Below are 24,663 nucleotides of genomic sequence, written 5' to 3'. Positions count from 1 at the left end.
TTGTGCGGTGGAACGCCTTTTTCCCGTCCAGTTCGTCACGAAGGGTGACGGCGCAACTAATTGAAAAAACTTCAGCACACTCTCAGGGAACCGCGATGACGATCAGACGCTCGACACTCAACAAACTCGCTTTTTCGACCTTGCTGATGACGCTGCCGCTGAATGCGGCCTTCGCGCAGGATGCGGCGGTCGCCGACCGGCTGAAGGCGGCTCTCGCCGCCCAGGGCGTCGACATCTCCTGGACCGGGGTGACGGGCGATGCCTCCAGCATGGTGCTGCAAGGCGTGGCCCTCAAACCGGCGGCCGAAAAGGAAGCGCTCAAGATCGGCGACATCAAACTCGAAGGCGTGACCGAAGCCAATGGCGGTTATGAGATCGAAACTGTCTCGACTTCGGCATTCCAGCACAGCGAAGACGGCGTCACGCTCGACCTCAGCCCGTTTATCATCCACGACATGACCATTCCCGCCGACGGCGCCACAGGCCCGCTGGGTTCAATGATGATGTATGAATCGGCCGAGCTCGACAAAATGACGGTCAAGGTCGCCGACAAGACCGCCTTCTCGATGGACGGGCTCGCCATCGAAATCACCCCGCCGGCCGACGGCAAGGCGATGGCGTTTTCCGGCACCACGGAAAAGTTCAATGCCGACCTGACGCTGGTCGAGGACCCGAAGTCCAAGGAGGTGATCAACGCGCTCGGCTACCAGAACATCACCGGAAACCTTGCCATGGAGGGCAGCTGGCAGCCTGCGGACGGCAAGATGGAGCTGTCGAAATACGACATCTCCGTCGACAATGCCGGAACGCTCGGCATGACCTTCGGTTTCGGCGGCTACACGCTCGACGTCATCAAGTCGCTGCAGGAGATGCAGAAGAAGATGGCGGCGCAGCCCGAAGGCGCCGACAATTCGGCGCAAGGCATGGCCATGCTTGGCGTCTTGCAGCAGCTTTCGTTCAACAGCGCATCGATTCGCTTCGACGATGATTCGCTGACCAACAAGGTGCTGGACTATGTCGGCAAACAACAAGGCATGTCCGGCAAGGACATCGCCAACCAGGCCAAGGCGGTCGTGCCTTTCGGCATGGCGCAGCTCAACAATCCGGAATTGACGGCGCAGGTGTCGGCTGCGGTCGGCAAATATCTCGACGATCCGCAGAGCATCGAGATCCTGGCCGAGCCGCCGGCAGCGGTGCCGTTCGCGCTGATCATGGCAGGCGCCATGTCCAATCCGGTGGACTTGACGAAGACGCTGGGCGTGACGGTCAAGGCGAACGAGGACTGATTGGAGCGGCCCTGGGGAGCGTCGGCGCCGCCCCTCATCCGCCTGCCGGCACCTTCTCCCCGCATAGTGACGGGGAGAAGGGAAGTGGGCGCGATGTTAGCGCCCATCTTGCAACGCGGGCAGTTGGCGAAATCATTTGTGACAGTGTCTTTCTCCCCGTCACTATACGGGGAGAAATGCCCGGTCCACCCTCCGCAGCTGCAGCGCAGCTGCTGCGGAGGACGGGCACGGGCAATGAGGGGCAGCGCAAACCGATAGCCTTTAGAGTCGGTTGCGGGAGGTTTTTAACCCTCTTTCTTGGTCATGGCGACGCGCAGCGACAATTCGCGAAGCTGCTGTGGGCTGGCTTGTGACGGAGCGCTCATCAACAGATCATAGGCCTGCTGGTTCATCGGGAACATCGTCACTTCACGCAGGTTCCTGGCACCGACCAGCAGCATGACGACGCGGTCGATGCCGGCCGCCATGCCGCCATGCGGCGGTGCGCCGTACTGGAAGGCGCGGTAGAGGCCACCGAAGCGCTCCTCGACCGTCTCGCGATTGAGCCCGACAGTCTCGAATGCCTTGACCATAGTTTCCGGCAAATGGTTGCGGATGCCTCCGCTAGCGATCTCGAAACCATTGCAGACCATGTCATACTGGAACGCCTTGATGCCGAGCAAATCCTCGCCGTTGAGCGCATCGATGCCGCCCTGCGGCATCGAGAACGGGTTGTGGGCGAAATCGATCTTTTTCTCGTCCTCGTTCCATTCGAAGAAGGGAAAGTCGACGATCCAGCATAGTTCGAAACGGTCGCGATCGACCAGGTTCAGCTCCTCGCCGGCGCGGGTGCGCGCCGCGCCCGCGAACGAGACGAACTTTTTCGGGTCGCCGGCGACGAAGAAGGCGGCGTCGCCATCGGCAAGCCCGAGCTGGAGGCGGATTGCCTCGGTGCGCTCCTCGCCGATGTTCTTGGCGAGCGGACCGGCGCCTTCGAGCTTTTCGCCCTCCTTGCGCCAGAAGATGTAGCCGAGGCCCGGCTGGCCCTCGCCTTGCGCCCAGGAATTCATCCGGTCGCAGAAAGCCCGCGAACCACCGGTCCTGGCCGGAATGGCCCAGACCTCGGCCTTCGGGTCGTTGGCAAGGATGTTGGCGAACACCTTGAAGCCGGACTCGCGGAAATGTTCGGAGACCGCCTGCATCTCGATCGGGTTGCGCAGGTCCGGCTTGTCGGTGCCGTATTTGCGCATGGCGACGTCATAGGCGATGCGCGGAAACTCCTGCGTCACCGGCTTGCCGACGGCAAAGGTCTCGAACACGCCCCGCATGACCGGTTCCATTGTTGCCAGAACGTCGTCCTGCTCGACGAAGCTCATCTCCAGGTCGAGCTGGTAGAATTCGCCCGGCAGGCGGTCGGCGCGCGGGTCCTCGTCGCGAAAGCAAGGCGCGATCTGGAAGTAACGGTCGAAGCCCGACACCATGATCAATTGCTTGTATATCTGCGGCGCCTGCGGCAGCGCGTAAAAAGTGCCGGGATGGATACGTGACGGCACCAGGAAATCACGCGCCCCTTCGGGCGACGAAGCGGTCAGGATCGGCGTCGAGAATTCGGTGAAGCCGACCTCGCCCATGCGCTTGCGCATCTCGGCGATGATCTTCGTTCGCGCCACGATGTTCTTGTGCAGCGTGTCGCGGCGCAAATCGAGGAAGCGGTATTTGAGACGGATGTCCTCGGGATAGTCCGGCTCGCCGAACACCGGCAGTGGCAGTTCCTTGGCCGCCGACAGGACTTCGATCTCGCGCGCGAAAACCTCGATTTCGCCGGTCGGCAAATTGGCGTTCGCGGTCTCCGCCAGACGGGCCTTGACCTCGCCGTCGACGCGGATGACCCATTCGCCGCGCACGGTCTCGGCAATCTTGAAAGCCGGCGAATCCGGGTCGGCGACGATCTGGGTCAGGCCATAGTGGTCGCGCAAATCGATGAACAGCAGGCCGCCATGATCGCGCACGCGATGCACCCAGCCCGACAGGCGAACGGAAGAGCCGACGTCGCTCTTCCTCAACTGGGCACAGGTATGGCTGCGGTAACGATGCATTGTCATTGGTAAGTCCGGATGTTGATTGCGGCCAAGGCATGATGGCCCGGCCCGAAAATTTGCGCGAAAAGCACATGAGAGGCCGCCTTTGTCAAGGCAGGCGGCGCACGCGGGCAGCATCTTGATTCGAACTTCGGCATTCGCCCGAGGTGTGTGAAAACTCCACACCACAGTCAAAGTGTAGAATTTCCTCCGCCTGATCGTGATTAGGTGGTCAAGCCGTGTACAATGGCCCTCATTGTACAATGGCCCTCATATTGACGGGAGGACTACCATGCGCATTCGCACATTGACTGCCCTGGTGATGCTGCTTGTCGGCACCTGCACATTTGCACACGCACAGACAAAGCCGATGTCCATCGAGGTGTTCCCTTTCGAATTGGAAGACAAGAGCGCTGGCGCAGGAATAATTCCGCCGGATGAACACGATAGACGCTATCTGTCCGAGTCGGCACAAATGGCGAAGGACATGCTCTCCCAGTCCGGGCGTTTTACAGTGGTTGATGTGCCAGCCGGGGATGAGCAGGCTGTGGCGCCACACGGATTGCGCAATTGCGGCGGCTGTGAAAGCAAAATCGCCAAACAGCACGGCGCGTCTCTTGCCTTGCTGGGCGTCGTAACGCGCGTCAGCCGAACAGAGCATACGATGTTCATTCGCATCCTCGACGCTGAAACCGGGAACCCTGTTTCGCAGGGTTTTACCGATCTGCGCATGGGTGCGAATTACGCGTGGCCCCGCTCCGTGAAATGGCTGATGACAAACAGAATTCTTCGGTAGGGCGGCAAGCCACCCGAGTGCGCCATCGGCAGCGCGAAGGATTCCCAGCTAAAATCAAACTGAGACATTGATAGCCGGCGCTGGCCCGCTAACCGCCGGCAATTGCCGCTGGTATTGGCGTGGGCGATGGTTCAAGAAGGATCAACGACAGGCCTTCCTTCATGTCCTCCATGCGCCCGCTGATCCCGCTCCTTATTGCCGCCGGCATCCTGCTCGGCGGCAACGGCCTGCAGAGCACCTTGATCGCATTGCGCGGGGCGCAGGAGGGATTTTCGGCCTCGACCATCGGCCTGATGGGGACGTTCTATTTCGCCGGCTTCCTGCTCGGCTGCCTCGCCGTCACCCACATCATGAAGGCCGTCGGCCATGTCCGCGCCTTTTCCGCGCTGGCGGCGATCGCTTCCGCCGGGACATTGCTTCTGGTGCTGGTCGTCGACCCGGTCATGTGGTGCGCATTGCGCCTCGCCGGCGGCTTCTGCTTCGCCGGCCTGTTCACCATCATGGAAGCCTGGCTCAATTCCGGGGCCGCCAACAGGGACCGCGCGCGGGTGCTGGCCATCTACCGGATGGTCGACATCGGTTCGGTCACCGGCGCACAGTTCCTGATCCCGATCGTCGGCGCCAGCGGTTTCGCCATCTTCGCCGTCATGTCGATCATGATCACGCTCTCGCTGGTGCCGGTGTCGCTTGGCGATCGCTCCAACCCGACCCCGCCCGAAGACGTCAAGCTCGACCTCGCCCGCGTCTGGCGGATCTCGCCGCTCGGTTGCTTCGGCTGCATTGCCGTCGGCGTCACCAACAGCGCATTTCGCACCTTGTCGCCGGTCTATGCCGAACAGATCGGCATGTCGGTCACCGACGTCGTCACCTTCGTCAGCGTCGGCATCTTCGGCGGCGCCATCATCCAATATCCGCTCGGCTATCTGTCCGACCGCTGGGACCGGCGTTCCGTGCTGCTGATAACGACGTGCTGCGCGCTGCTGGCATCGCTGGCGCTGGTGTTTTGGGCGCGCAGCGACCCGTCCCTCAACTTCGTGATCGTCTTCATCTTCGGCTCATTCGCCATGCCGCTCTATTCGCTGTCGGCGGCGCATTCCAACGACCGCGCCGACAAGGGCGAGTTCGTGCTGATCAACGCGGCGCTGATGCTGTTCTATTCCTTCGGCGCCATTGGCGGGCCGTTCGCCGCCTCGACGGCGATGCAGTATTTTGGGCCAAGCGCGCTGTTCGTGTTCACCGCCACCGTCTATGCCATCTTCTTCGTCGTCATCCTGTACCGGATGCAGGTGCGATCGGGCGTGCCGGCCGGCCATCGCAGCCGTTTCATCGGCCTCTTGCGCACTTCGACGGTGTTCGCCCGGCTGGCCAAGCGCAACGATGATTCCGACGGCCCTACCAAGCAATGATGACGACCAGCTGGGTGTTGAAACCCCGACAGCGGCTTGACGAAAGCACGCGCGGCTGAAATTGAAGGAGACCTTACACTTTGCCAAAAGCGATTTGATGCACGTCATCACTACCCAAAAAGAACTCGAGACCGCTCTCGCCGCGTTCGAAAAGTCGGATTTCGTCACCGTCGACACCGAATTCATTCGCGAGACGACCTTTTGGCCGATTCTCTGCCTGATCCAGATGGCGGCGCCCGGGGTGACGGCGCTGATCGATCCGCTGTCACCCGACATCGACCTGAAGCCGTTCTTCAGGCTGATGGCCAACGAGGCGGTCGTCAAAGTCTTCCATGCGGCGCGCCAGGACATCGAAATCATCGTTCATCTCGGCGATCTGGTGCCGCATCCGGTGTTTGACACCCAGGTGGCGGCGATGGTTTGCGGCTTCGGCGACAGCGTCTCCTATGACCAGCTCGTCCAAAAAATCACCGGCGCCCGGCTCGACAAGTCCTCACGTTTCACCGACTGGCGCCACCGGCCGCTTTCCGAAAAACAACTCGACTACGCGCTTGCCGACGTCACCCATCTGATCGAGGTCTACCAGCACCTCAGCGCCGAGCTGGTGCGGGAAAACCGCGCCCACTGGCTGAACGAGGAGATGGACGTGCTGACCGCCCGCGAAACCTACGATCCGCATCCGGAGGACGCCTGGAAGCGGCTGAAGATGCGGCTGCGCAAGCCGCAGGAGCTGGCGATCGTGCAAGCGGTGGCGGCATGGCGCGAGCGTGAGGCGCGCGAACGCGACGTGCCGCGCGGCCGGGTGCTCAAGGACGACGCCATCTACGAGGTGGCGCAGCAGGCGCCGCGCGATGCGGCAGCACTCGGCAAGCTGCGCACCACGCCGAAAGGCTGGGAACGCTCGGCGACGGCAACGGCGCTGCTTGGCGCGGTCAACAGCGCGCTTGCCTTGCCCAGGGAAGAGATGCCGAAGCTGCCGAAGAGTTTTCAGCCGCCCGAAGGCTCCAATGCCGCCGCTGAATTGCTGAAAGTGCTGTTGCGGATCGTCGCAGAAAAGGAGGGCGTCGCTTCGAAGGTGCTGGCCTCGAGCGACGACATCGACCGCATCGCCGCCGAGGGCGAGGACGCGGACGTGCCGGCCTTGCAAGGCTGGCGACGCGCCGTGTTCGGCGATGCGGCGCTCAAACTGGTGCGCGGCGAACTCGCCATCAAGTTCGACAAGCGCAAGATCGCGCTGTTCGATTTGTAGCATATGCTACACCTTCTCCCCTTGCTTGTTGTGGGAGAAGGTTGATCAGTGCTGTTTCTGATCGATCAGGTGGAAAACCGCGATGACGATCACCGGTACCGCCAGAAGCGCGAATTTGGTGACGATCAGCGCCGAGGCGAAGGACAGCGAATCCGGATTGGCCGACAGGAAATCGGAGAGCATGCGGGCCACCGCGATGTTCTGCGCATAATCGGCAAGCGTGTAGGGCAACACCAGGACGAGCGCGAACAGCGACTGAAGCTGTGCAGACAGAGCCCGGAAGCTCTTCAGCCGTCGCCCCGTGGCCAGGATCAGGCTGACCAATGTCAGAGACAGCAGCGCCGGAAACAGCAGGTCGAATGTCAGATAGTGCCAGACCAGAATGATCTCGCTGCTGCGGCGGCCGAGTGCCGTCAGCCAGGCCATGCCCTCATCCGGGGTGAAACCGGTCCAGCGCAAATCGAGCGACGGCAGGCCGCCGCTCAGCTGGCGGAAATAGAGGAACTCCATCGCCGTCATGGCGACGAAAACCGCCGCGCAGACAAAACAGAGCGCGGCAGCGTGGCGCGACAGCCGCAGCATCATTGCCGCCAGGCTTCGTGCGAACTGGTTAGGCTCCGCCGGGGTAATTCGGGCTTTCGCGGGTGATCGTGACGTCATGGGCGTGGCTTTCACGAAGTCCGGCGTTGGATATGCGTACAAAGGTGGCGCGATCGCGGAAATCGGCAAGGTCGCGCCCGCCGACATAACCCATAGCGGCTTTCAGGCCGCCGGCAAGCTGGTGCAGCACGCCGGACACAGGTCCTTTGTAAGGCACCTGCCCTTCGATGCCTTCCGGCACCAGTTTCAGCGTGTCGCGAACCTCGGCCTGGAAATAGCGGTCGGCGGAGCCACGCGCCATGGCGCCGACCGAGCCCATGCCGCGATAGGCTTTGAACGAGCGGCCCTGGTGCAGATAGACTTCGCCCGGGCTCTCGTCGGTGCCGGCCAGCAGCGACCCGATCATGGCGGCACTGGCGCCGGCGGCGAGCGCCTTGGCGAGATCGCCGGAATATTTGATGCCGCCATCGGCGATGACCGAGACGCCCGATTTCTGCGCCGTCTCGACCGCCGACATGATCGCCGAAAGCTGTGGCGTTCCGACGCCGGCGACGATGCGGGTGGTGCAGATGGAACCCGGCCCGATGCCGACCTTGACGGCGTCGGCGCCGGCGTCGATCAGCGCCAGCGTGCCTTCTGAAGTGGCGACGTTGCCGGCCAGGATGCGAACCGAATTGGACAGTTTCTTGGCCCGCGTCACCGCATCGAGCACGCGTTGCGAGTGACCATGCGCGGTGTCGATCACCAAAAGGTCGACGCCGGCATCGATGAGCCGCTCGGCGCGCTCAAAACCGTCATCGCCGACGCTGGTGGCGGCCGCCGCGCGCAAGCGCCCCTGCACGTCCTTGGTGGCGTGCGGGTTGAGCTGCGACTTCTCGATGTCCTTGACGGTGATCAATCCGACGCAATTGCCGCCGCTATCGACCACGACCAGCTTTTCGATGCGGTGCTGGTGCAGGAGCCGCTTGGCCTCGTCCTGATCGACGTTCTCCTTGACCGTGATCAGGTTCTCACGGGTCATCAGCTCGTAGACTTTCTGCGCCGGGTCGGAGGCGAAGCGCACGTCGCGGTTGGTCAGGATGCCGACCAGCCGGCCGACCGTGTGCCCGCCGGCGCCGCCATTCTCGACCACCGGAATGCCCGAGATGCTGTAGGTGCGCATCAGCCCCAAGGCGTCGGCGAGCGTCGCATCGGGGCCGATGGTGACGGGGTTCACCACCATGCCGGATTCGAATTTCTTGACTTGCCGCACCTGCTCGGCCTGTTCGGCCGGCGAGAAATTGCGGTGGATGACGCCGATGCCGCCGGCCTGGGCCATGGCGATGGCAAGACGCGCCTCGGTGACGGTATCCATGGCGGCGGACAGGATCGGCACGTTGAGGTCGATGTCGCCGGCAATGCGGGTGCGGATATCGGTTTCGCCGGGCATGACCTCGGAATGACCCGGCTGCAGCAGCACGTCGTCAAAGGTCAGCGCCAATGCGCCCGTGGACGTTTCGATAATCTTTGCCATGGCCAGCCCTCGGAATGCATGAAAAGCGCTGGACCGGATGGACAGCGCCGACTCGTCTTCTTCCCTTTCAGGATTGGCGCTGGCTCGTAACACGTCCCGTCGCCGTTGAAAAGCCGATTGCTTGTGCACGACAGCGCTGCGTACTCAGCTTAATGCCTTTCGCGGTGACAGATGGCGACCGGCATTCACCGCAGCTCTGCTCTGATTGACTGTTGCTTGGGCAGAGCTAGCAGCGGAAGAGATTCGGGCTTCAGGGCAATCGCTTCAGGTTTGCGCCGCCCCTCAGAAGTGATTAGCACATCTGTCTTGCTTTGCGACGGCAACGCAAATGTGACAGCAAGTTAAGGCGACATCCAACGCAACCCATGGTAACCGCCCTGCGTGTCGGCTTGCCCCCCCGGACTAGGCAATCGGCGGCAACATTCGAATCCGGACGTGCTCCATGAACCGCACCATTCCGCTTATCCTGGCGGTCGCCCTTTTCATGGAAAACATGGACTCGACCGTTATCGCAACGTCGCTGCCGGCGATCGCCGTCGACCTCCAGACCAGCCCGGTGGCGCTCAAGCTGGCGCTGACCGCCTATCTGGTGTCGCTGGCGGTGTTCATTCCGATCAGCGGCTGGATGGCCGACCGTTTTGGCGCCAAGACCGTGTTTCGCGCCGCAATCGCCGTGTTCATCGTCGGTTCGGTGGCTTGCGCGATGTCCAATTCGCTGCAGGCTTTCGTGGTCTCACGCTTCCTGCAAGGCATTGGCGGCGCCATGATGACGCCGGTGGGACGGCTTGTGCTGGTGCGCGCCACGCCGAAAAGCGAACTCGTCGCCGCGATGTCGTGGCTGACCGTTCCGGCATTGCTCGGGCCGCTCGTCGGGCCGCCGCTCGGCGGTTTCATCACCACCTATTTCAGCTGGCACTGGATCTTCCTGATCAATGTGCCGATCGTGCTGATCGGCATCTGGCTGGCCACGCGCTTCCTGCCGGAGACCGAAGCGGCGCCGACGCCGCCGCTCGACTTCATCGGCTTCGTGCTGAGCGGCATGGCGGCATCAGGCATCGTTTTCGGCCTGTCGGTGGTCAGCCTGCCGGCCTTGCCGCCGATTGCCGGCTTCCTCACCGTGGCTGTCGGGCTGGTTTCAGCCGTGCTTTACCTCCGGCATGCGCGCCGCGCCATAAATCCGCTGCTGGCGCTCGAGCTGTTCCGCAACCAGGTGTTCCGCGCCTCGGTCCTCGGCGGCGGACTGTTCCGCATCGGCATCGGCGCGGTGCCCTTCCTGTTGCCGCTGATGTTCCAGATCGGCTTCGGGCTGACGCCGTTCCAATCGGGGATGATCACCTTCGTGGCGGCGATCGGCGCGATCGGCATGAAATTCGTCACCGCGCTGATCTTCAGGGTCGCCGGGTTCCGCCGCGTGCTGATCTTCGGCTCGTTGATCGCGGCGGCGTCGATTGCCATCAACAGCCTGCTCACGCCCGAGACGCCCTATCTGCTGATCCTCGCCGCCCTGCTCGCCGGCGGCTTCATCCGCTCGATGTTCTTCACCGGCATCAACGCGCTTGCCTATGCCGAGATTTCGACCGCCGACGCCAGCCGGGCAACACCGATCGCCGCGGTGTTCCAGCAACTGTCGATCGCGCTCGGCGTGGCGCTGGCCGGCGGCATCCTGGAAGTGTCGACGACAATCCATGGCGGGCCGCTGACGCTGGGCGACTTCCACATCGCGTTCTCCATTGTCGCGGCCGTGTCCGCGGCCGCTTCGCTGTCGTTCATGCGCCTGGCGCCCGATGCCGGCAACGCCGTATCGGGACATGGCGGGCTGACGGCGCCGAAGACCCTGGGCGTGGGTCCACCGGGGAGTTGAGGTGTGCTGTCCCTCCAGCGTTAAAAAGCTGAGGCAGCCTAACCCTTAAAATCCTTCGCCAGCAGATAAAGCTCCACCGACTCGTCGCGCGAGGCCGGCGGTTTGACGTGGTGGACCGAGCGGAAATTCTGCTTGAGCCTGGCGAGCAATTCGTTCTCGGCGCCGCCTTGGAAAGTCTTGGCGAGGAAATGGCCGCCCGGCTTCAGCACCGACAGGGCGAAATCGGCGGCCACCTCGCACAGATACATGGTGCGGATGTGATCGGTCCGGCGATGGCCGGTGGTGGGTGCGGCCATGTCGGACAAAACGATGTCCGGTTGGCCGCCGAGCGTTTCGGCGAGCTTTTCCGGCGCCTGCGGGTCGAGAAAATCCATCAACAGCACCGGCGCGCCGGGCACCGCGTCCATCTCCAGATAGTCGATGCCGATGACATGCGGGCGTTCGGCCGTCGATTTCGTGCGCGCGGCGGCAACCTGGCACCAGCCGCCGGGTGCCGCGCCAAGGTCGATGACTTTCATGCCGGGCTTGAGCAGATGGTGCTTGTCGTCGATCTCGATCAGCTTGTAGGCCGCGCGCGAGCGGTAGCCGTCGGCCTTGGAGCGCTGGACGTAAGGGTCGTTGATGTGGCGCTGCAGCCAGCGGCGCGACGATTCCTTCAGGCCGCTTTTCTTCTTGATCCGCGTCTTCAGCACGCGAATGCCGGCAGAGCCTGGTTTTTCCGGTTTCTTGGTCATTGCCTGACTTCTTGTTTGAGCGTGATCTCCAGCAAAAACCGGTTGCCACTTTTCGCTGACGCGGTCTTGCGGTTCGGGATCATGCTCCCCCACGCCCATTGTTGCGCCAGACACCGTCGTCGGCCATCAATTCGCTCAATATGCCCTCGCGCAGGCCGCGGTCGGCGACGCGCAGCCGCTCCGACGGCCACACCGCGCGGATCGCTTCCAGGATGGCGCAGCCGGCCAGCACCAGATCGGCGCGATCGGCGCCGATGCAAGGATTGGCGACGCGCTGCTGAAAATCCCAGCCGACCAGTTTTTCGACCATGCGGTCGACGCTGTCGCGGTCCATCCACAGTCCGTCGACGCGACGGCGGTCGTAGCGGTCCAGGTCGAGGTGAACGCCGGCCAGCGTCGTCACCGTGCCCGAGGTGCCGAGCAGGTGGAATTTCGGGCTGGCGAGCACATGGCTCAGCCGGTCTCGCCCGTCGAACGCGTGCAGGCGCACAGCCACATCCTCGACCATGGCGGCAAAGATCTCACGGGTGACGGCGCGGCCGCCGAAGCGCTCGGCCAGCGAGACGACGCCGACCGGCAGCGACGTCCAGGAGACGATGTGGTTGGCGAGCCTCGGCGAGCGGTGGCCGGTGAGATCGATCAGCGCGATTTCCGAGGAGCCGCCGCCGATGTCGAACAGGACGACGCCTTGCGTGTCGCGGTCGACCAGCGAGCCACAGCCCGACACCGCCAGCCGCGCCTCGGTCTGGCGGTCGATGATCTCGAGTCTTAACCCCGCCTCGCGCTCGACGCGGTCGAGGAACTCGGCGCCGTTCGCTGCCGTCCGGCAGGCTTCGGTGGCGATCAGCCTTGCCTTCCTGATCTTGCGGCTGCGCAATTTGTCACCGCAGATCTTCAGCGCCTCGACCGCACGGTCCATCGCCGGCTGCCCGAGCCGGCCATTGGCGGTGAGGCCCTCGCCCAGCCTGACGATGCGCGAGAAAGCGTCGATGACGCGGAACTGGCCGTGGCGCGTCGGCACCGCCACCAGCAGCCGGCAATTGTTGGTGCCGAGATCGAGTGCCGCAAACACCGGCAGTTCCTGCAGCGGCGGGCGGCGAGCATCCGGCTCCGGCCTGCCTGGCGCAACCGACGGCAAGGGCGCGACGATCGCCGCGGGCGAGCGGCTGGCCGGAGCGCTGACGGCAGCCGCCGCCACTCCGGCCGCCGCGAGGCGAGCGTCGTCGCGCGCGAAAACCTTGCGGCCGCGCCGACGTTTGCGCCGCTTCCTGGTCTTGGCCTTCTGGCCATTCTGATGCTGGGACGCGTCGCCTGCCTGTCCGTGACCGGACCAAGGCTGCACCGGGCGGCCATTGTGCCAGCCGGCGGGTGGGCTTGCCTGGCCCGAAGGCGGCGGCGAAGCCCTGGACACGCCCACTTCCGGCGCGCCGGCGCCGGTGTCGTGGTCTTCCACTTCAGTTCCTTCCGGCGCCGCGCGAACCGGAGACCGGACGCAGCAGGCGCTTTCATGTGTTCTAAGTTGCCACCAGACTAGCAGCGCCGGGCCGGATCACCAAGAGCGCAGGGCCGAATTTTGTCGGCAGCATGAAAGGCGGCGACCCTGGTGATCCCTTCTCCCCTTGTGGGAGAAGGTGTCGCCGAAGGCGACGGATGAGGGGTGTTCCAGCTTGGCAAGGTCTCATTACTTCCAACACCCCCTCTTCCGTCTCGGCGCTACGCGCCGATCCACCGCCAGGGGCGAGTCACGGGCCTCGCCCTTCGGGCCCCACAAGGGGAGAAGGGAAGGCGCAGCGGCAGCAACGTGCCTTCGCAGTTGAATAGCCGGCTTCGATAGGGCATTTCTGAAATGGCGGGGATGAAACATCCGAAATCGCGGGCAGTTTTCCTGTCGCGAACCGAAAGGGCAACGGGGCTGCAACGCATGATCGTCACGCCATGAACTGGAGGCGTTATTTCTGGCCGGTCGTCGGCGTTGCGGCGGTCGTTTTATCGCTATGGTTGCTGCTGCACGAACTGCGCGGCATTTCGCTCGACGACGTCTGGGACGGCATCGTCGCCATCCCTGCCCGCGGCTGGGTGCTCGCCGCGTTGAGCTCGGTCATCGCCTATGCGTCGCTGGCCGGCTACGATCACATCGCGCTCCTGCATATCGGCAAACGAGTGTCGTGGCTGTTCGTCACCCTGTGCTCCTTCACCACCTACGCGCTGTCGCACAATATCGGCGGCTCGGTATTTTCAGGCGCGGTGATCCGCTACCGCGCTTACGGAACCAAGGGGCTGACCGGACAGGACGTCGGCGTTCTGGTGGCGATCTGCTGGATCACCTTCGTCCTGTCTACGGTGTTGGTTTCAGGCATCGTGCTGGTGCTCGCGCCGGAGATCGTCGACCGTTTTTCCGGCACGCCGCATCATCGGCTTTCGCAGGCGGCGGGGCTCGCGATGCTGCTCGTGGTGGCGGCCTATGTCTTCGGCAGCTGGCTGCATCTCAGGCCGCTGAAGATCGGCAGCTTCCAGGTCCATTATCCGGCGCTGCCAATTGTCGCGCGGCAATTGCTGATCGGCCCGATCGAGCTTTTGGCGGCGGCGGCGATCATCTTCTTCGCCCTGCCGGTATCAGGAAATCCCGGCTATTTCGTCGTGCTCGGCGTCTTCCTGGTATCGTTCTCGGTCGCCCAGATCTCGCACGCGCCGGGCGGGCTCGGCGTATTCGAGGTCGTCTTCCTGGCCGGCCTGTCGCATATGGACCCGGTCGGCGTGCTGGCAGCACTGCTGGTGTTCCGGCTCTTCTACCTTATCATCCCGCTGGTGATAGCGCTTGGCGTGGTGCTGTATTTTGAGCACTCGCAGCTTGGGCGGGGTGGGAATTGAAATGCCTTCGGCAGGCTTGACTATTTTCCGGCGGCGGCTACAAGGCACGCGCGGCGCCATCGTCGCCCTGCCCGCGCGGTTTTCTTCAACCGCGCCTGCTGGGGAATAGGTTAACGGTAGACCCACGGACTCTGACTCCGTTAGTCCTGGTTCGAATCCAGGTTCCCCAGCCACTTGATTTCATTAGACTTTTTTGCCGTTTATCAGCCCGCCATCGTAGAACACCGACGCGGCGCAAGCCCGAAGGAAGGGTGGCACTTCAAGCAGGGGCTCGTTAATTTCCTTTAGGCGATGGCGGGGTGCAGACGAAGGCTTGTCATTGAAGTGCCCCGCCAGGAAAGCCGATGGAATCTGCGTTATCCGATTCTCGTTCAACGGCATGTGCGATTTGTTTCAGCATCGCATGAGCCGCGCCAGCCGACATGACGAGGCGGCACACAATCACGTGTTCGAACTTTCCACGCTCGTAGATCGCTCGCTGCCGGCTGTAAAATATGCACCGGAAATTCCCGTCTCCCAAATTTTCCATGTCGGCCATCCCGGAAATGAAGACATCGGGGATGATGGCCGTTTCGACTAAGTCCATGATGGGATCGGTCATGATGCGTCTCCCCAATTGCCCCCAATTGCCGGGTTCCAACACCCGGCGTTGCTGACACCTGCAATTTTTGCAGGCTAGGGAGCAACTGTCGTTTGATCAACTTGGAGATTGGGGGTAGCCGGCACCTGCAATGGGAGAAGGATCTCGCATACCGCATCCGCCTTACTATCTTAGCAGTAGCGCATGAAGGGGATTAGAATGCCTCCCCAGCCGGCGCCGCTCTCAATCCCCTCACGCCGGTTAGGCCCGGCGGCCCGCTGGTCACCCCCGACAGGCTGTCGGGCCGTCCTATCAAAAGCGCGGTGTTGACCAACGTGAGACGAGATCGAACCAACAACCCCGGCAACCGGCATCAAGGGCAGGCGCCACGGGCCGCCAGCCAACGACGAAGCAGGGCATTTCCAGTTCTGCCCCGTCTGTGGCCAGACTTTCGACATGGTGACCTCGGTCAGGTGCTCCACCATGCAGCTTCTGACCATGAGCCGCTGCCGACAGAACAATAGGTTCCCTCACAGTGTTCGTTCGAATGATGCTATTCCGTTGCCTTGAGCGCAAGTTTTGGTCAGGCCACCACAGCGCCTCCTCTTATGCTCGCTGGTGGTCAAGGCCCAGCGGCCTCCAGCTGCCAGTCCCCCTCGCAACCAAGCCGCTGGGCCGTCTCCGCTAGAGGCAACGCGCAAGGCGATGCTAGCGCCGTTTGCGAGGGAGGCGCCAAATCGCTGACGGATTCCGCGGAAAAGGCACTGAAACAAGCCGTAGGCCGCCTTGGCGAAGCCCTGACCAATTCGGAACGGGTTCGCAGCGGCGTTTGAGGAGGTCGACCGACGATCCTCCGACGCCCTTTGATGATTCATGGGGCTCCTCGCCCCATCAGGTACGCACCGTAATTTCCCGCCTCACGCGGCTGCGTCAAGCCCTTGCGCCGGCACATAGTTGAATATCGGGCCGAGCCAGCGCTCGACCCCGGCGAGCGGCATGCGCTTGCGGCGCGCATAGTCCTCGACCTGGTCGCGTTCGACCTTGGCGACGCCGAAATAATAGCTTTCGGGATGCGACAGGTAGACGCCGGACACGAAGGAGCCCGGCCACATCGCAAACTCTCGGTTAAGCTAAGCTGACGCCGGCATTGCGCCCGCCGTCGAGCAGACGGAACAGCGTCGCGTTCTCGGTGTGATCGGGCTGCGTCGATAGCCGGCGCCGGGCGGATGCCGAGATAGGGTTCGCCGATCAGCTCGTCCGGGGCCGGGTCTCATCGGGTGCATAGGCCCCAGAACTCCTCTGCCGTGATCGGCCAATCTCCTGTGACTCAAGCGCAGCGCTACTCCGTGAGGTGAGGCGTATGCGCTTATACTCTACCCAACCGGAGCGGTTCATCCAAAACCCGTTCCGTGCGCAGGCGCCGAGATCGAACAAAGGCCTTTAATCCGTCGGCATCCAACGCCTGCCCGAAGGCATGACCCTGCAGTATGTCGCAGCCCAAGCTCTTGAGTGTCTGTGCGTGCTCCATCGTCTCGACACCCTCCGCTACGACCTCGATACCCAGGGATTTGCCGATTTCGATGATCGACGAGACCACCTGCCTTCGTTGCGGCGATTTGACAATTGGGGTGACCAGTTGGCGATCTATCTTTAACCGGCGAGGCTGCAGCTTGAGCAAGCTGACTATAGAGGCGTAGCCCGTGCCAAAATCGTCTATTTCTATGTCAATGCCGAGGTCTTTTATCTGCTCAAGATTCCAGGTAACAAAATCATCATTCTCGTCGAGGAAAATTGACTCAACGAGCTCGAAGGCAACTGTTCCCTTCTTGATATTCAGTTCCCTGAGACTCTTTATGAGTTCCTCATCCTGAAGGCGGCGTGCCGAAACGTTGACCGACACCCGCGGAATGTGAAGATTCGCAGCAGACCACCCTTCGAGATCCAAAAGCGATTGCTCTAATATGTTTCGATCGATGATCGAGACGACATTCAATTCTTCCGCAATTCTTAGGAAGACGTCGGGCGCCAAAATACCCTTCTCCGGATGCCGCCATCGCGCCAGCGCCTCAACCCCAACAATTTCAAGCGTTTTCGCGTCAAATTGCGGCTGGTAGAAGGGAATGAACTCGTTGCGCTCAAGGCCGCCGAGAATTTCGTCGGCGATCCGTTTGGTGTCGACGATCTCGCTTTGCATCGCCTCGGTGAAGAATTCGTATCGATTGCGCCCACGACTCTTTGCTCGGTAAAGCGCGATGTCAGCGTTGACCAGCAGGTGTTTGGCTTCGACATCTTTTCCGTTATCGACCGCAATTCCCACGCTCACGCCAAAACGGCATCGATGGCCCTGATAGTAGACCGGTTCTCGCATCTGGCTGATGACGCGGTCAGCGAGCAGCGCCAGTTGCTCGATATCGTCATGCACCACGCACAGGACGATGAATTCATCTCCTCCGATCCGAGCGACGAATCCGTCACCATCGACCTTGGATCGGAGGACGGTCGAGGCGTGAACAAGCATTGCGTCGCCTGCGGCGTGGCCAAGCGTATCGTTGATGTGCTTGAACCGATCCAGATCAATGTGGAGCAGTGCCGCATACCCGCCGGTCCGCCTGGCGTTTGCCGCGTAATCTTCCAGCACTTGGTCGAGGTAACGCCGGTTGGGCAAACCGGTCAGTGAATCGTGGAGCGCAATGTGCTCTATGCGCGCCTTGGCCGACTCGAGTTCTGCATTTTTCGACTCGGAAAGCTGTTTTGCGCGAACCAGGTCCTTGTTCAGCAGGACATCGGCTGTCACATCCCATTCGGCGCCAATCATTTTTGGGGTGTCGTCTGCGGCCCGGTAAATTATCGCCTTGGATCGGACATGGCGAATCTCGCCATCCGGCCGAATAATCCGGTATTCCGACAAATATGGCCCGCCGCTGGCCGTCGCGCGGTCGAAATCGGCGTTGGCGCCAGCCAAATCATCCGGGTGGATCGCTCCCGCCCAGTCCAGGTAGCCGCGGCGCTCCCCAGTTGATTTGCCGTATATTTCATTGACGCGGTCGTCCCACGTAAGTCCGTTGGTCGCGAGATCGTGTTCCCAAACGCCAATAGCCGACGCTTCCAGAGCGAGTTCCAGGCGCCTCGACAATCGACTCAATTCCGCATAGTTGCGCTGTCTCTCGCCAATCAGGCGACCCGTAACCAGGAACGGGATCACAACCAACGCCCCGGCCACCGCCATGATGGCCCGCAAGAACCACGCGTTGTCGGGCGTCGAAGGCCAGCCGTTTTTGGGAATGGCTGCGATCCGCCACGAACCGGACGGAAGCAGAACCTCGGCTGTCACCGGATTGCTTTTGGCGACGCGCTCATTGCCGAAGAATTGCTCGCCACTTGGACCGAGAGCGTCCTTACCGATCAGCGCTACGTCAATCCCGAGATCATCGTCAAGCAGACCGCTCGCCTTATAAAGGCGCTGAACGTCGACAACGGCTGAAATGATGCCCCAAAACCTTTCGGTGTTGCCCGCACTGCGTACAAAGACCGGAATACGGCCGACGAAGCCCTGCCCTCCCTGCCTCAAGTCGACGGGACCGGCAAGAACTAGCTCGCGCTCGTCTCGCGCCCTTAGCGCGGCCACACGCTGCCGCTCGTCCTTGCGGTAATCGAGGCCTATCGCCTTCTCGTTGCCGTCCATCGGGTACATCAGAGAAATGACCAGATCGGGCGCGCCGGCAATATTCTTCAATTGCGAGTCCCTGCCAAACAGGTTGCTCGCCAGCGAGGCGAAGCGTTGCTGTCCCATATAAGGCTCAGTCACGACCGCCGCGACCAGTCCCTGCACCAGTTGAAGGTTTCCATTGATGTTGCCTTCAAGCTTGGCGCGGATAAGATTGACCTTGGCTAGGACATCCGCTCGGGCGGCTTGATCCGAGACGACTTTGTTCTGGTGGTCCGCGAACGCTGCGCCAACGGCAATAACGATCACCGCCATTGCCGCCGGAATATTTGCCGACGAGAAAACGGCCTTCTTGATGCCGCCGAACCTAGCGCGGAAAAGAGCCAATAGGCGATTCCTCAGATGCTATTCAGGTTCTGGGCCAACCCGACCAAGGTATATTAGCTATCAATGTTTAATTTTGACCTTCACGGGTCCTAAAATTTTTGCACCTTCCAACCGCCGGAGGTGGCCCGAGTGGCTGACACGGACCTGCGGCTCTGGCTGACGACTTAAAGCGCGTCGCGGCTGAATGGAATCATGCGACCGCGTTAAGTTTTTGTCTTTATGAATGTCGTTATCGCAAAACCGCTGCACACTTTTGCGCGACATGCATTAGTGGCCCTCAATCGCCTTGGCGGTAACCAGGTAGGGTATCTTGCCGACGCTACGCTTCGTCGCGCCAATGGAATAGGCCATTGGAATCTTGGGAGAGTTCTCTGGCAAGCCGTACATATCCCTGCCGGCCCTCACGGCAAATGAAAAGTGCTGCCACGAAACCGTGTCATGCTCATTGAGAAAATCCAGCGTCAGCCCAGCTGAAATCAGCGCGTTCACCACGTCGCTGACCGGATGAATCCACTCATAGTAGCGCGGATGTTTCAGGATACGGTCGTCGCCGGTATAGGTGAGTTCCTCGTTCCATGCGAGTGGTCGGGCTATTGGCGTTCGCCAGTCATGCTTGAACTCCAGCGCCGCAGCCTTGCGGTCGCACTGGAACATCAACGGATGGCCCTCGGCGAGATAGAGCCGGCCGCCGGGTCGCAGGAGATCGGCAACCACCCGCGCCCAGCGGAACACGTCGTCAAGCCAGTTTACCGAACCCCAGGTAACATAAGCGATGTCAAAGGTCCGGCCGAGTGCTTCGACTGCCTCGAACAGTGGCGCCTCCACGAAGCGCACGTCAGTGCCTGCCTTTGCAGCGAAATCCCGCGCCGCTGCGATCGCCGTCGGTGAAAAGTCGAGGCCGGTCACGCTGCCGGCGCCCAGATTCTTCAAGCTGATCGTGTCGAGCCCGATATGGCATTGCAAATGGACGATATCCTTGCCGACAATGTCACCGACCTCGCGTGTTTCCAGCTCATAGAGATTGGATCCGCCAGCCAGCACATTTTCTATGTGGTAGCTGCCCGTTGTGTCGGTCGAATGCAGTTCGGCCCGATCATCCCAATTAAGGCGGTTCGCCCCCAGAAACGGTTCCAAATTGCCCCCCAAGTCCCTGCTGAGACCAATATATGGTAAACAGAACGTTAATATACCTTGCAGCTAAAGTGTCGCGCGTCAATCCGAGGCGGTACGGTGCACCACCGGGGCTGAACTGAAACCGCGTGTGCGCAGGGTGCTGCGATACGACCCACCTTTGCCCTTTACGCAAGCCTCGCGCTTCACCGGCCCGATCGATTGGGTCAGCGATTTCGGCGCAGCCTCTTGGCGAGGTCGGTCGACGGGCAGCGCCGGAAGAAATTTGTTGTCGTGCGAAACGTCCGCGGAGCTACGACTGAAACTCCGGCTGTGCCTGCATTGTTCGGAGATCGATCGGCATGGATATGTGTTCGTGCGTCATCATCCAGCGGTCGCTCATCTTCCGCTCCCGCACCCAATAGTCGGCCTTCTCCCCGTTGGTTCTTTTGCTTCTGACGTGGCATAGGCTATGGCAGAACGCCACGTCGTCTCTGACTGTGACGAGCAGCTCGTGCACCTCGAAGCGATGCACCTGGTCATCGGCGGCGATGGCAAGGTCAAAAGCTGCTGCCTTACTGCGCGGCTTCAGCGAAGGGGGTCGGCACATAGTTGAGAATAGGGCCGAGCCAGCGCTCGACCTCGGCTAGCGGCATGGCCTTGCGGCGCGCATAGTCCTCGACCTGGTCGCGCTCGACCTTGGCCACGCCGAAATAATAGCTTTCGGGATGCGACAGGTAGATGCCGGACACGGAGGAGCCCGGCCACATCGCAAAGTTTTCAGTCAGGCTGACGCCGGCGTTGCGCTCGCCGTCGAGCAGGCGGAACAGCGTCGCTTTCTCGGTGTGGTCGGGCTGCGCCGGATAACCGGGCGCCGGGCGAATGCCGCGATAGGGTTCGCCGATCAGCTCGTCCGGCGCCAGATCCTCGTCCGGTGCATAGGCCCAAAAATCCTTGCGCACGCGTTCGTGCAAACGCTCGGCGAAGGCCTCGGCGAAACGGTCGGCAAGCGCCTTGACCATGATCGACGAGTAGTCGTCATTGGCACGTTCGAAGCGCTCGGCGATCGCCGCTTCCTCGATGCCGGCGGTGACGATGAAGCCGCCGAGATAGTCGGCCTTGCCGCTGTCCAACGGCGCGACGAAATCCGACAGCGCGACGTTCGCCTTGCCGTCGCGCTTGGTCAGCTGCTGGCGCAGCGTGAAGAAGGTCGCCAGCTCCTGCGACCTGGAATCATCGGTGAACAGCCTGATGTCGTCGCCGACGGTATTCGCCGGCCAGAAGCCGATGACGCCCCTCGGCGCGAACCATTTTTCCGCGATGATCATTTTCAGCATCGCCTGGGCGTCCTCGAAGAGCTGGCGTGCCGCCGGCCCTTGCGCCTCGTCGTCGAGGATTTTGGGAAAACGCCCCTTCAGCTCCCAGGTCTGGAAGAACGGCGTCCAGTCGATATAGCGCGCGAGCTCGGCCAAATCCCAGGCTTCGAAGGTTTTCAGGCCGAGGAAGGACGGTTTTGGCGGCGCGTAGGCCGACCACTCGATCCGGTGGGCGTTGGCCCGCGCCTTGGCCAGCGGCAGGCGCTGCTTGTCGGCTTCGCTGCGCGCATGCGCATCGGCAACCTTCTTGTACTCGGCACGAACGTTGTCGACATAACCGCCCTTGGTCTGGTTCGACAGAAGTGCCGACACCACGCCGACCGCGCGGCTGGCATCGGCGACATAGACCGTCTGGCCTCCGATATAGCGCGGATGGATCTTTACTGCGGTATGCACGCGGCTGGTCGTAGCACCGCCGATCAACAGCGGAATGTCAAAACCCTCGCGCTCCATCTCGGCGGCCATGTGCGCCATCTCGTCGAGCGAGGGCGTGATCAGGCCGGACAGGCCGATGATGTCGACCTTTAGCTCGCGCGCCGTCTGCAGGATCTTTGCCGCCGGCACCATGACGCCGAGGTCGATGATCTCGTAATTGTTGCAGGCGAGAACCACGCCGACGATGTTCTTGCCGATGTCGTGGACATCGCCCTTCACCGTCGCCATCAGGATCTTGCCGGCGGTCTGGCGCTCGCCGGTGTCGACGCCTTTGGCGGCATTCGCCAGTTTCTCCGCCTCCATGTGCGGCAGCAGGCCGGCAACGGCCTGCTTCATGACGCGGGCGGATTTCACCACTTGCGGCAGGAACATCTTTCCCGCCCCGAACAGATCGCCGACGACATTCATGCCTGCCATCAGAGGACCTTCGATGACATGCAGCGGACGCTCGGCGGCGCGCCGCGCCTCGTCCGTGTCCTGGTCGATGAATTCGGTGATGCCGTTGACCAGTGCGTGCGAAATGCGCTGCTCGACCGGCCAGTCGCGCCAGGCGAGATCGCGTTCCTGCGCTTCCTTGCCCGCCGTGCCCCTAAAACGTTCGGCGAGTTCCAGCAGGCGTTCGGTCGCGGTGCCGCCGCCCTTCGGCTGACGGTTGTTGACGACGTCCTCGCAGGCTTCGCGCAGTTCGGGATCGATGGTGTCATAGACGGCAAGCTGTCCGGCGTTGACGATGCCCATGTCCATGCCGGCCTGGATGGCATGGTAGAGGAACACGGCATGCATGGCCTCGCGCACCGGCTCGTTGCCGCGAAACGAGAAGGAGAGGTTCGACACGCCGCCCGATATGTGGACATGCGGAAGCGTCGCGGTGATCTGCCTGGCGGCTTCGATGAAGTCGACGCCGTAATTGTTGTGCTCATCGATGCCGGTGGCGATGGCGAAGATGTTCGGATCGAAAACGATGTCCTCGGGCGGGAAACCGGCCTGCTCGGTCAACAGTCTGTAGGCGCGGGTGCAGATTTCGACCTTGCGCGCCTGGGTGTCGGCCTGGCCGTCCTCGTCGAAGGCCATGACGACCACCGCCGCGCCATAGGCGCGGACGAGCTTCGCATGGTGCAGAAAAGCCTCCTCGCCCTCCTTCATCGAGATGGAGTTCACCAGCGGCTTGCCCTGCACGCATTTCAGGCCGGCTTCGATGATCTCCCATTTGGAACTGTCGATCATCACCGGAACGCGGGCGATGTCCGGCTCGGCGGCGATCAGGTTGAGATAACAGACCATTGCCTGCTTCGAATCGATCAGGCCTTCGTCCATATTGATGTCGATGATCTGCGCGCCGTTGGCGACCTGGTCGCGGGCGATTTCGAGCGCGGCGGCATAGTCGCCCGCGGTGATCAGCTTCCTGAATTTCGCCGAGCCGGTGACGTTGGTACGCTCGCCGACATTGACGAACGGAATCTCGTCGGTCAGCGTGAACGGCTCGAGCCCCGAAAGGCGCATCTTCGGCTCGATGTCGGGAACAGCGCGCGGCGGATGTTTCTTCACGACCTGTGCGATGGCGCGGATGTGGTCGGGCGTCGAGCCGCAGCAGCCACCGACGATATTGACCAGGCCGTCGCGAGCGAAATCCTCGATCTGCGCGGCCATGAACTCCGGACTTTCGTCATATTGGCCGAATTCATTTGGCAGGCCGGCATTCGGATAGGCGCAAACAAAGGTGTCGGCGACGCCGGATATTTCGTCCAGATGCGCGCGCATGGCTTTGGCGCCCAGCGCGCAATTGAGTCCTATGGTGAACGGGTTGGCGTGGCGGACCGAATGCCAGAAAGCCGTCGGCGTCTGGCCCGACAGCGTGCGGCCGGACAGGTCGGTGATCGTGCCGGAAATCATCACCGGCAGACGCACGTCCTTCTCGAGGAAGATCTCTTCAGCCGCGAAGATTGCCGCCTTGGCATTCAGCGTATCAAAAATGGTCTCGATCAGGATGATGTCGGCGCCGCCGTCAATGAGACCGCGCAGCTGCTCACCATAGGCAAGGCGCAAGTCGTCGAACGTCACGGCGCGGTAGCCGGGATTATTGACGTCCGGCGACATCGAGGCGGTGCGGTTGGTCGGCCCCAGCGCACCGGCAACGAAACGACGCTTGCCGTCCTCCTGCTCTGCCCGCACCGCTGCCCTGCGCACCAGCCGTGCACCGTCGCGGTTCAGCGCGTAGACCGCATCCTCCATGCCGTAATCCGCCTGGGCGATGGAGGTCGAGGAGAAGGTGTTGGTTTCAAGGATGTCCGCCCCGGCGATGGCGTATTGATAGTGAATCTCCTCGATCGCCTTGGGCTGCGTCAGGATCAGCAGGTCGTTGTTGCCCTGCTGATGGCAGGCGCACTCGGCGAACTTGTCGCCACGGAAGTGGTTCTCGTCGAAGCCCAGGCCCTGGATCTGCGTGCCCATGGCGCCATCGAGGATGAGGATGCGTTCGCGCGCCGCCGCCGTCAGCGCAGCAAGCACTTCCGAACCGTCGGGCTTGGCCGCGACGGGGCCGAACAGGTCGTCCAGCGATGATGGGTTTTGCGACATATTTCGTCCTCAGGGCGACGGTCGCACTCAAGCGACATAAAGACATCTTTATGTGAGTATACGGGATTTGTCTGCTGCTGTCACCCCTGCCGCCGGGAATGCTACCCGCCGGCACTACAACGCCGGCTGCGCAGTCTTCGCCGATGCCGCCCTGAGCAGCATCCCGA

General features: G+C 62.1%; 15 protein-coding genes, 1 tRNA gene and 1 pseudogene. 7 read left to right on the top strand and 10 right to left on the bottom strand.

Translation table 11 applies throughout. From position 1 onward, the window contains the following. Positions 1–95 precede the first annotated feature (95 nt). Positions 96–1,286 carry a hypothetical protein gene (locus tag AC0L16_RS13680; protein ID WP_473621338.1) on the top strand — a complete coding sequence of 397 codons (1,191 nt, stop codon included), beginning with the start codon at positions 96–98 and terminating at the stop codon, positions 1,284–1,286. A 284-nt stretch (positions 1,287–1,570) separates the two neighbouring features. Here AC0L16_RS13680 and aspS read toward each other — a convergent pair whose 3' ends face one another. After that, the gene (aspS, locus tag AC0L16_RS13675) at positions 1,571–3,361 is read right to left on the bottom strand and encodes an aspartate--tRNA ligase (protein ID WP_473621465.1); all 1,791 of its coding nucleotides are present in this window, start codon (positions 3,359–3,361) and stop codon (positions 1,571–1,573) included. A gap of 274 nt (positions 3,362–3,635) precedes the next feature. Here aspS and AC0L16_RS13670 point away from each other — a divergent pair, with 274 nt between their 5' ends. The 3 genes from AC0L16_RS13670 (at position 3,636) to rnd (ending at position 6,794) form a co-directional block, all read left to right on the top strand. Further along, the gene (locus tag AC0L16_RS13670) at positions 3,636–4,139 is read left to right on the top strand and encodes a DUF3280 domain-containing protein (protein ID WP_473621336.1); all 504 of its coding nucleotides are present in this window, start codon (positions 3,636–3,638) and stop codon (positions 4,137–4,139) included. A 161-nt stretch (positions 4,140–4,300) separates the two neighbouring features. Beyond that, positions 4,301–5,545 carry an MFS transporter gene (locus tag AC0L16_RS13665; protein ID WP_473621335.1) on the top strand — a complete coding sequence of 415 codons (1,245 nt, stop codon included), beginning with the start codon at positions 4,301–4,303 and terminating at the stop codon, positions 5,543–5,545. 97 nt (positions 5,546–5,642) lie between these two features. Beyond that, positions 5,643–6,794 carry a ribonuclease D gene (rnd, locus tag AC0L16_RS13660; RefSeq protein WP_473621334.1) on the top strand — a complete coding sequence of 384 codons (1,152 nt, stop codon included), beginning with the start codon at positions 5,643–5,645 and terminating at the stop codon, positions 6,792–6,794. Between the two features lie 45 nt (positions 6,795–6,839). Here rnd and AC0L16_RS13655 read toward each other — a convergent pair whose 3' ends face one another. After that, positions 6,840–7,379, bottom strand: a complete 540-nt coding sequence (locus AC0L16_RS13655) for a hypothetical protein (protein ID WP_473621333.1) — start codon at positions 7,377–7,379, stop codon at positions 6,840–6,842. Between the two features lie 25 nt (positions 7,380–7,404). After that, on the bottom strand, positions 7,405–8,907 hold the full coding sequence (guaB, locus tag AC0L16_RS13650; protein ID WP_473621331.1) for an IMP dehydrogenase: 1,503 nt from the start codon (positions 8,905–8,907) through the stop codon (positions 7,405–7,407). A 442-nt stretch (positions 8,908–9,349) separates the two neighbouring features. Here guaB and AC0L16_RS13645 point away from each other — a divergent pair, with 442 nt between their 5' ends. After that, complete coding sequence (locus tag AC0L16_RS13645; protein WP_473621330.1) at positions 9,350–10,768, top strand: MFS transporter; 1,419 nt, start codon at positions 9,350–9,352, stop codon at positions 10,766–10,768. Between the two features lie 38 nt (positions 10,769–10,806). Here AC0L16_RS13645 and AC0L16_RS13640 read toward each other — a convergent pair whose 3' ends face one another. Both AC0L16_RS13640 and AC0L16_RS13635 read right to left on the bottom strand, forming a co-directional pair. Beyond that, positions 10,807–11,502, bottom strand: a complete 696-nt coding sequence (locus AC0L16_RS13640; protein WP_473621328.1) for an RlmE family RNA methyltransferase — start codon at positions 11,500–11,502, stop codon at positions 10,807–10,809. Positions 11,503–11,581: 79 nt separating this feature from the next. Then, entirely contained in the window at positions 11,582–12,955 is a 1,374-nt protein-coding gene (locus AC0L16_RS13635) for a Ppx/GppA phosphatase family protein (protein ID WP_473621327.1), read from the bottom strand. A gap of 482 nt (positions 12,956–13,437) precedes the next feature. On the opposite strand from AC0L16_RS13635, the gene AC0L16_RS13630 reads away from it, so the two are divergent. Together AC0L16_RS13630 and AC0L16_RS13625 are read left to right on the top strand one after the other, a co-directional pair. Next, the gene (locus AC0L16_RS13630) at positions 13,438–14,370 is read left to right on the top strand and encodes a lysylphosphatidylglycerol synthase domain-containing protein (RefSeq protein ID WP_473621326.1); all 933 of its coding nucleotides are present in this window, start codon (positions 13,438–13,440) and stop codon (positions 14,368–14,370) included. Positions 14,371–14,469: 99 nt separating this feature from the next. Beyond that, positions 14,470–14,543, top strand: a tRNA-Gln gene (locus AC0L16_RS13625). Positions 14,544–14,686: 143 nt separating this feature from the next. On the opposite strand, the gene AC0L16_RS13620 is transcribed toward AC0L16_RS13625, so the two are convergent. The 5 genes and pseudogenes from AC0L16_RS13620 to metH form a co-directional block, all read right to left on the bottom strand. Beyond that, entirely contained in the window at positions 14,687–14,971 is a 285-nt protein-coding gene (locus AC0L16_RS13620) for a hypothetical protein (protein ID WP_473621325.1), read from the bottom strand. A gap of 896 nt (positions 14,972–15,867) precedes the next feature. Continuing rightward, a pseudogene (locus AC0L16_RS13615) lies at positions 15,868–16,237 on the bottom strand (vitamin B12 dependent-methionine synthase activation domain-containing protein); the annotation flags it as partial. Between the two features lie 79 nt (positions 16,238–16,316). Beyond that, positions 16,317–18,929: a bifunctional diguanylate cyclase/phosphodiesterase gene (locus AC0L16_RS13610; protein WP_473621463.1), complete on the bottom strand. Its 2,613-nt coding sequence runs from the start codon at positions 18,927–18,929 to the stop codon at positions 16,317–16,319. 339 nt (positions 18,930–19,268) lie between these two features. After that, positions 19,269–20,135 (bottom strand): class I SAM-dependent methyltransferase, encoded by an 867-nt coding sequence (locus AC0L16_RS13605; protein ID WP_473621324.1) that lies wholly within the window; start codon positions 20,133–20,135, stop codon positions 19,269–19,271. Positions 20,136–20,686: 551 nt separating this feature from the next. Next, positions 20,687–24,496, bottom strand: a complete 3,810-nt coding sequence (metH, locus tag AC0L16_RS13600) for a methionine synthase (RefSeq protein WP_473621323.1) — start codon at positions 24,494–24,496, stop codon at positions 20,687–20,689. Positions 24,497–24,663 lie beyond the last annotated feature (167 nt).

The organism is Mesorhizobium sp. WSM4848, from assembly GCF_055811375.1.
This window is presented reverse-complemented; position numbering and strand designations above follow the sequence as displayed.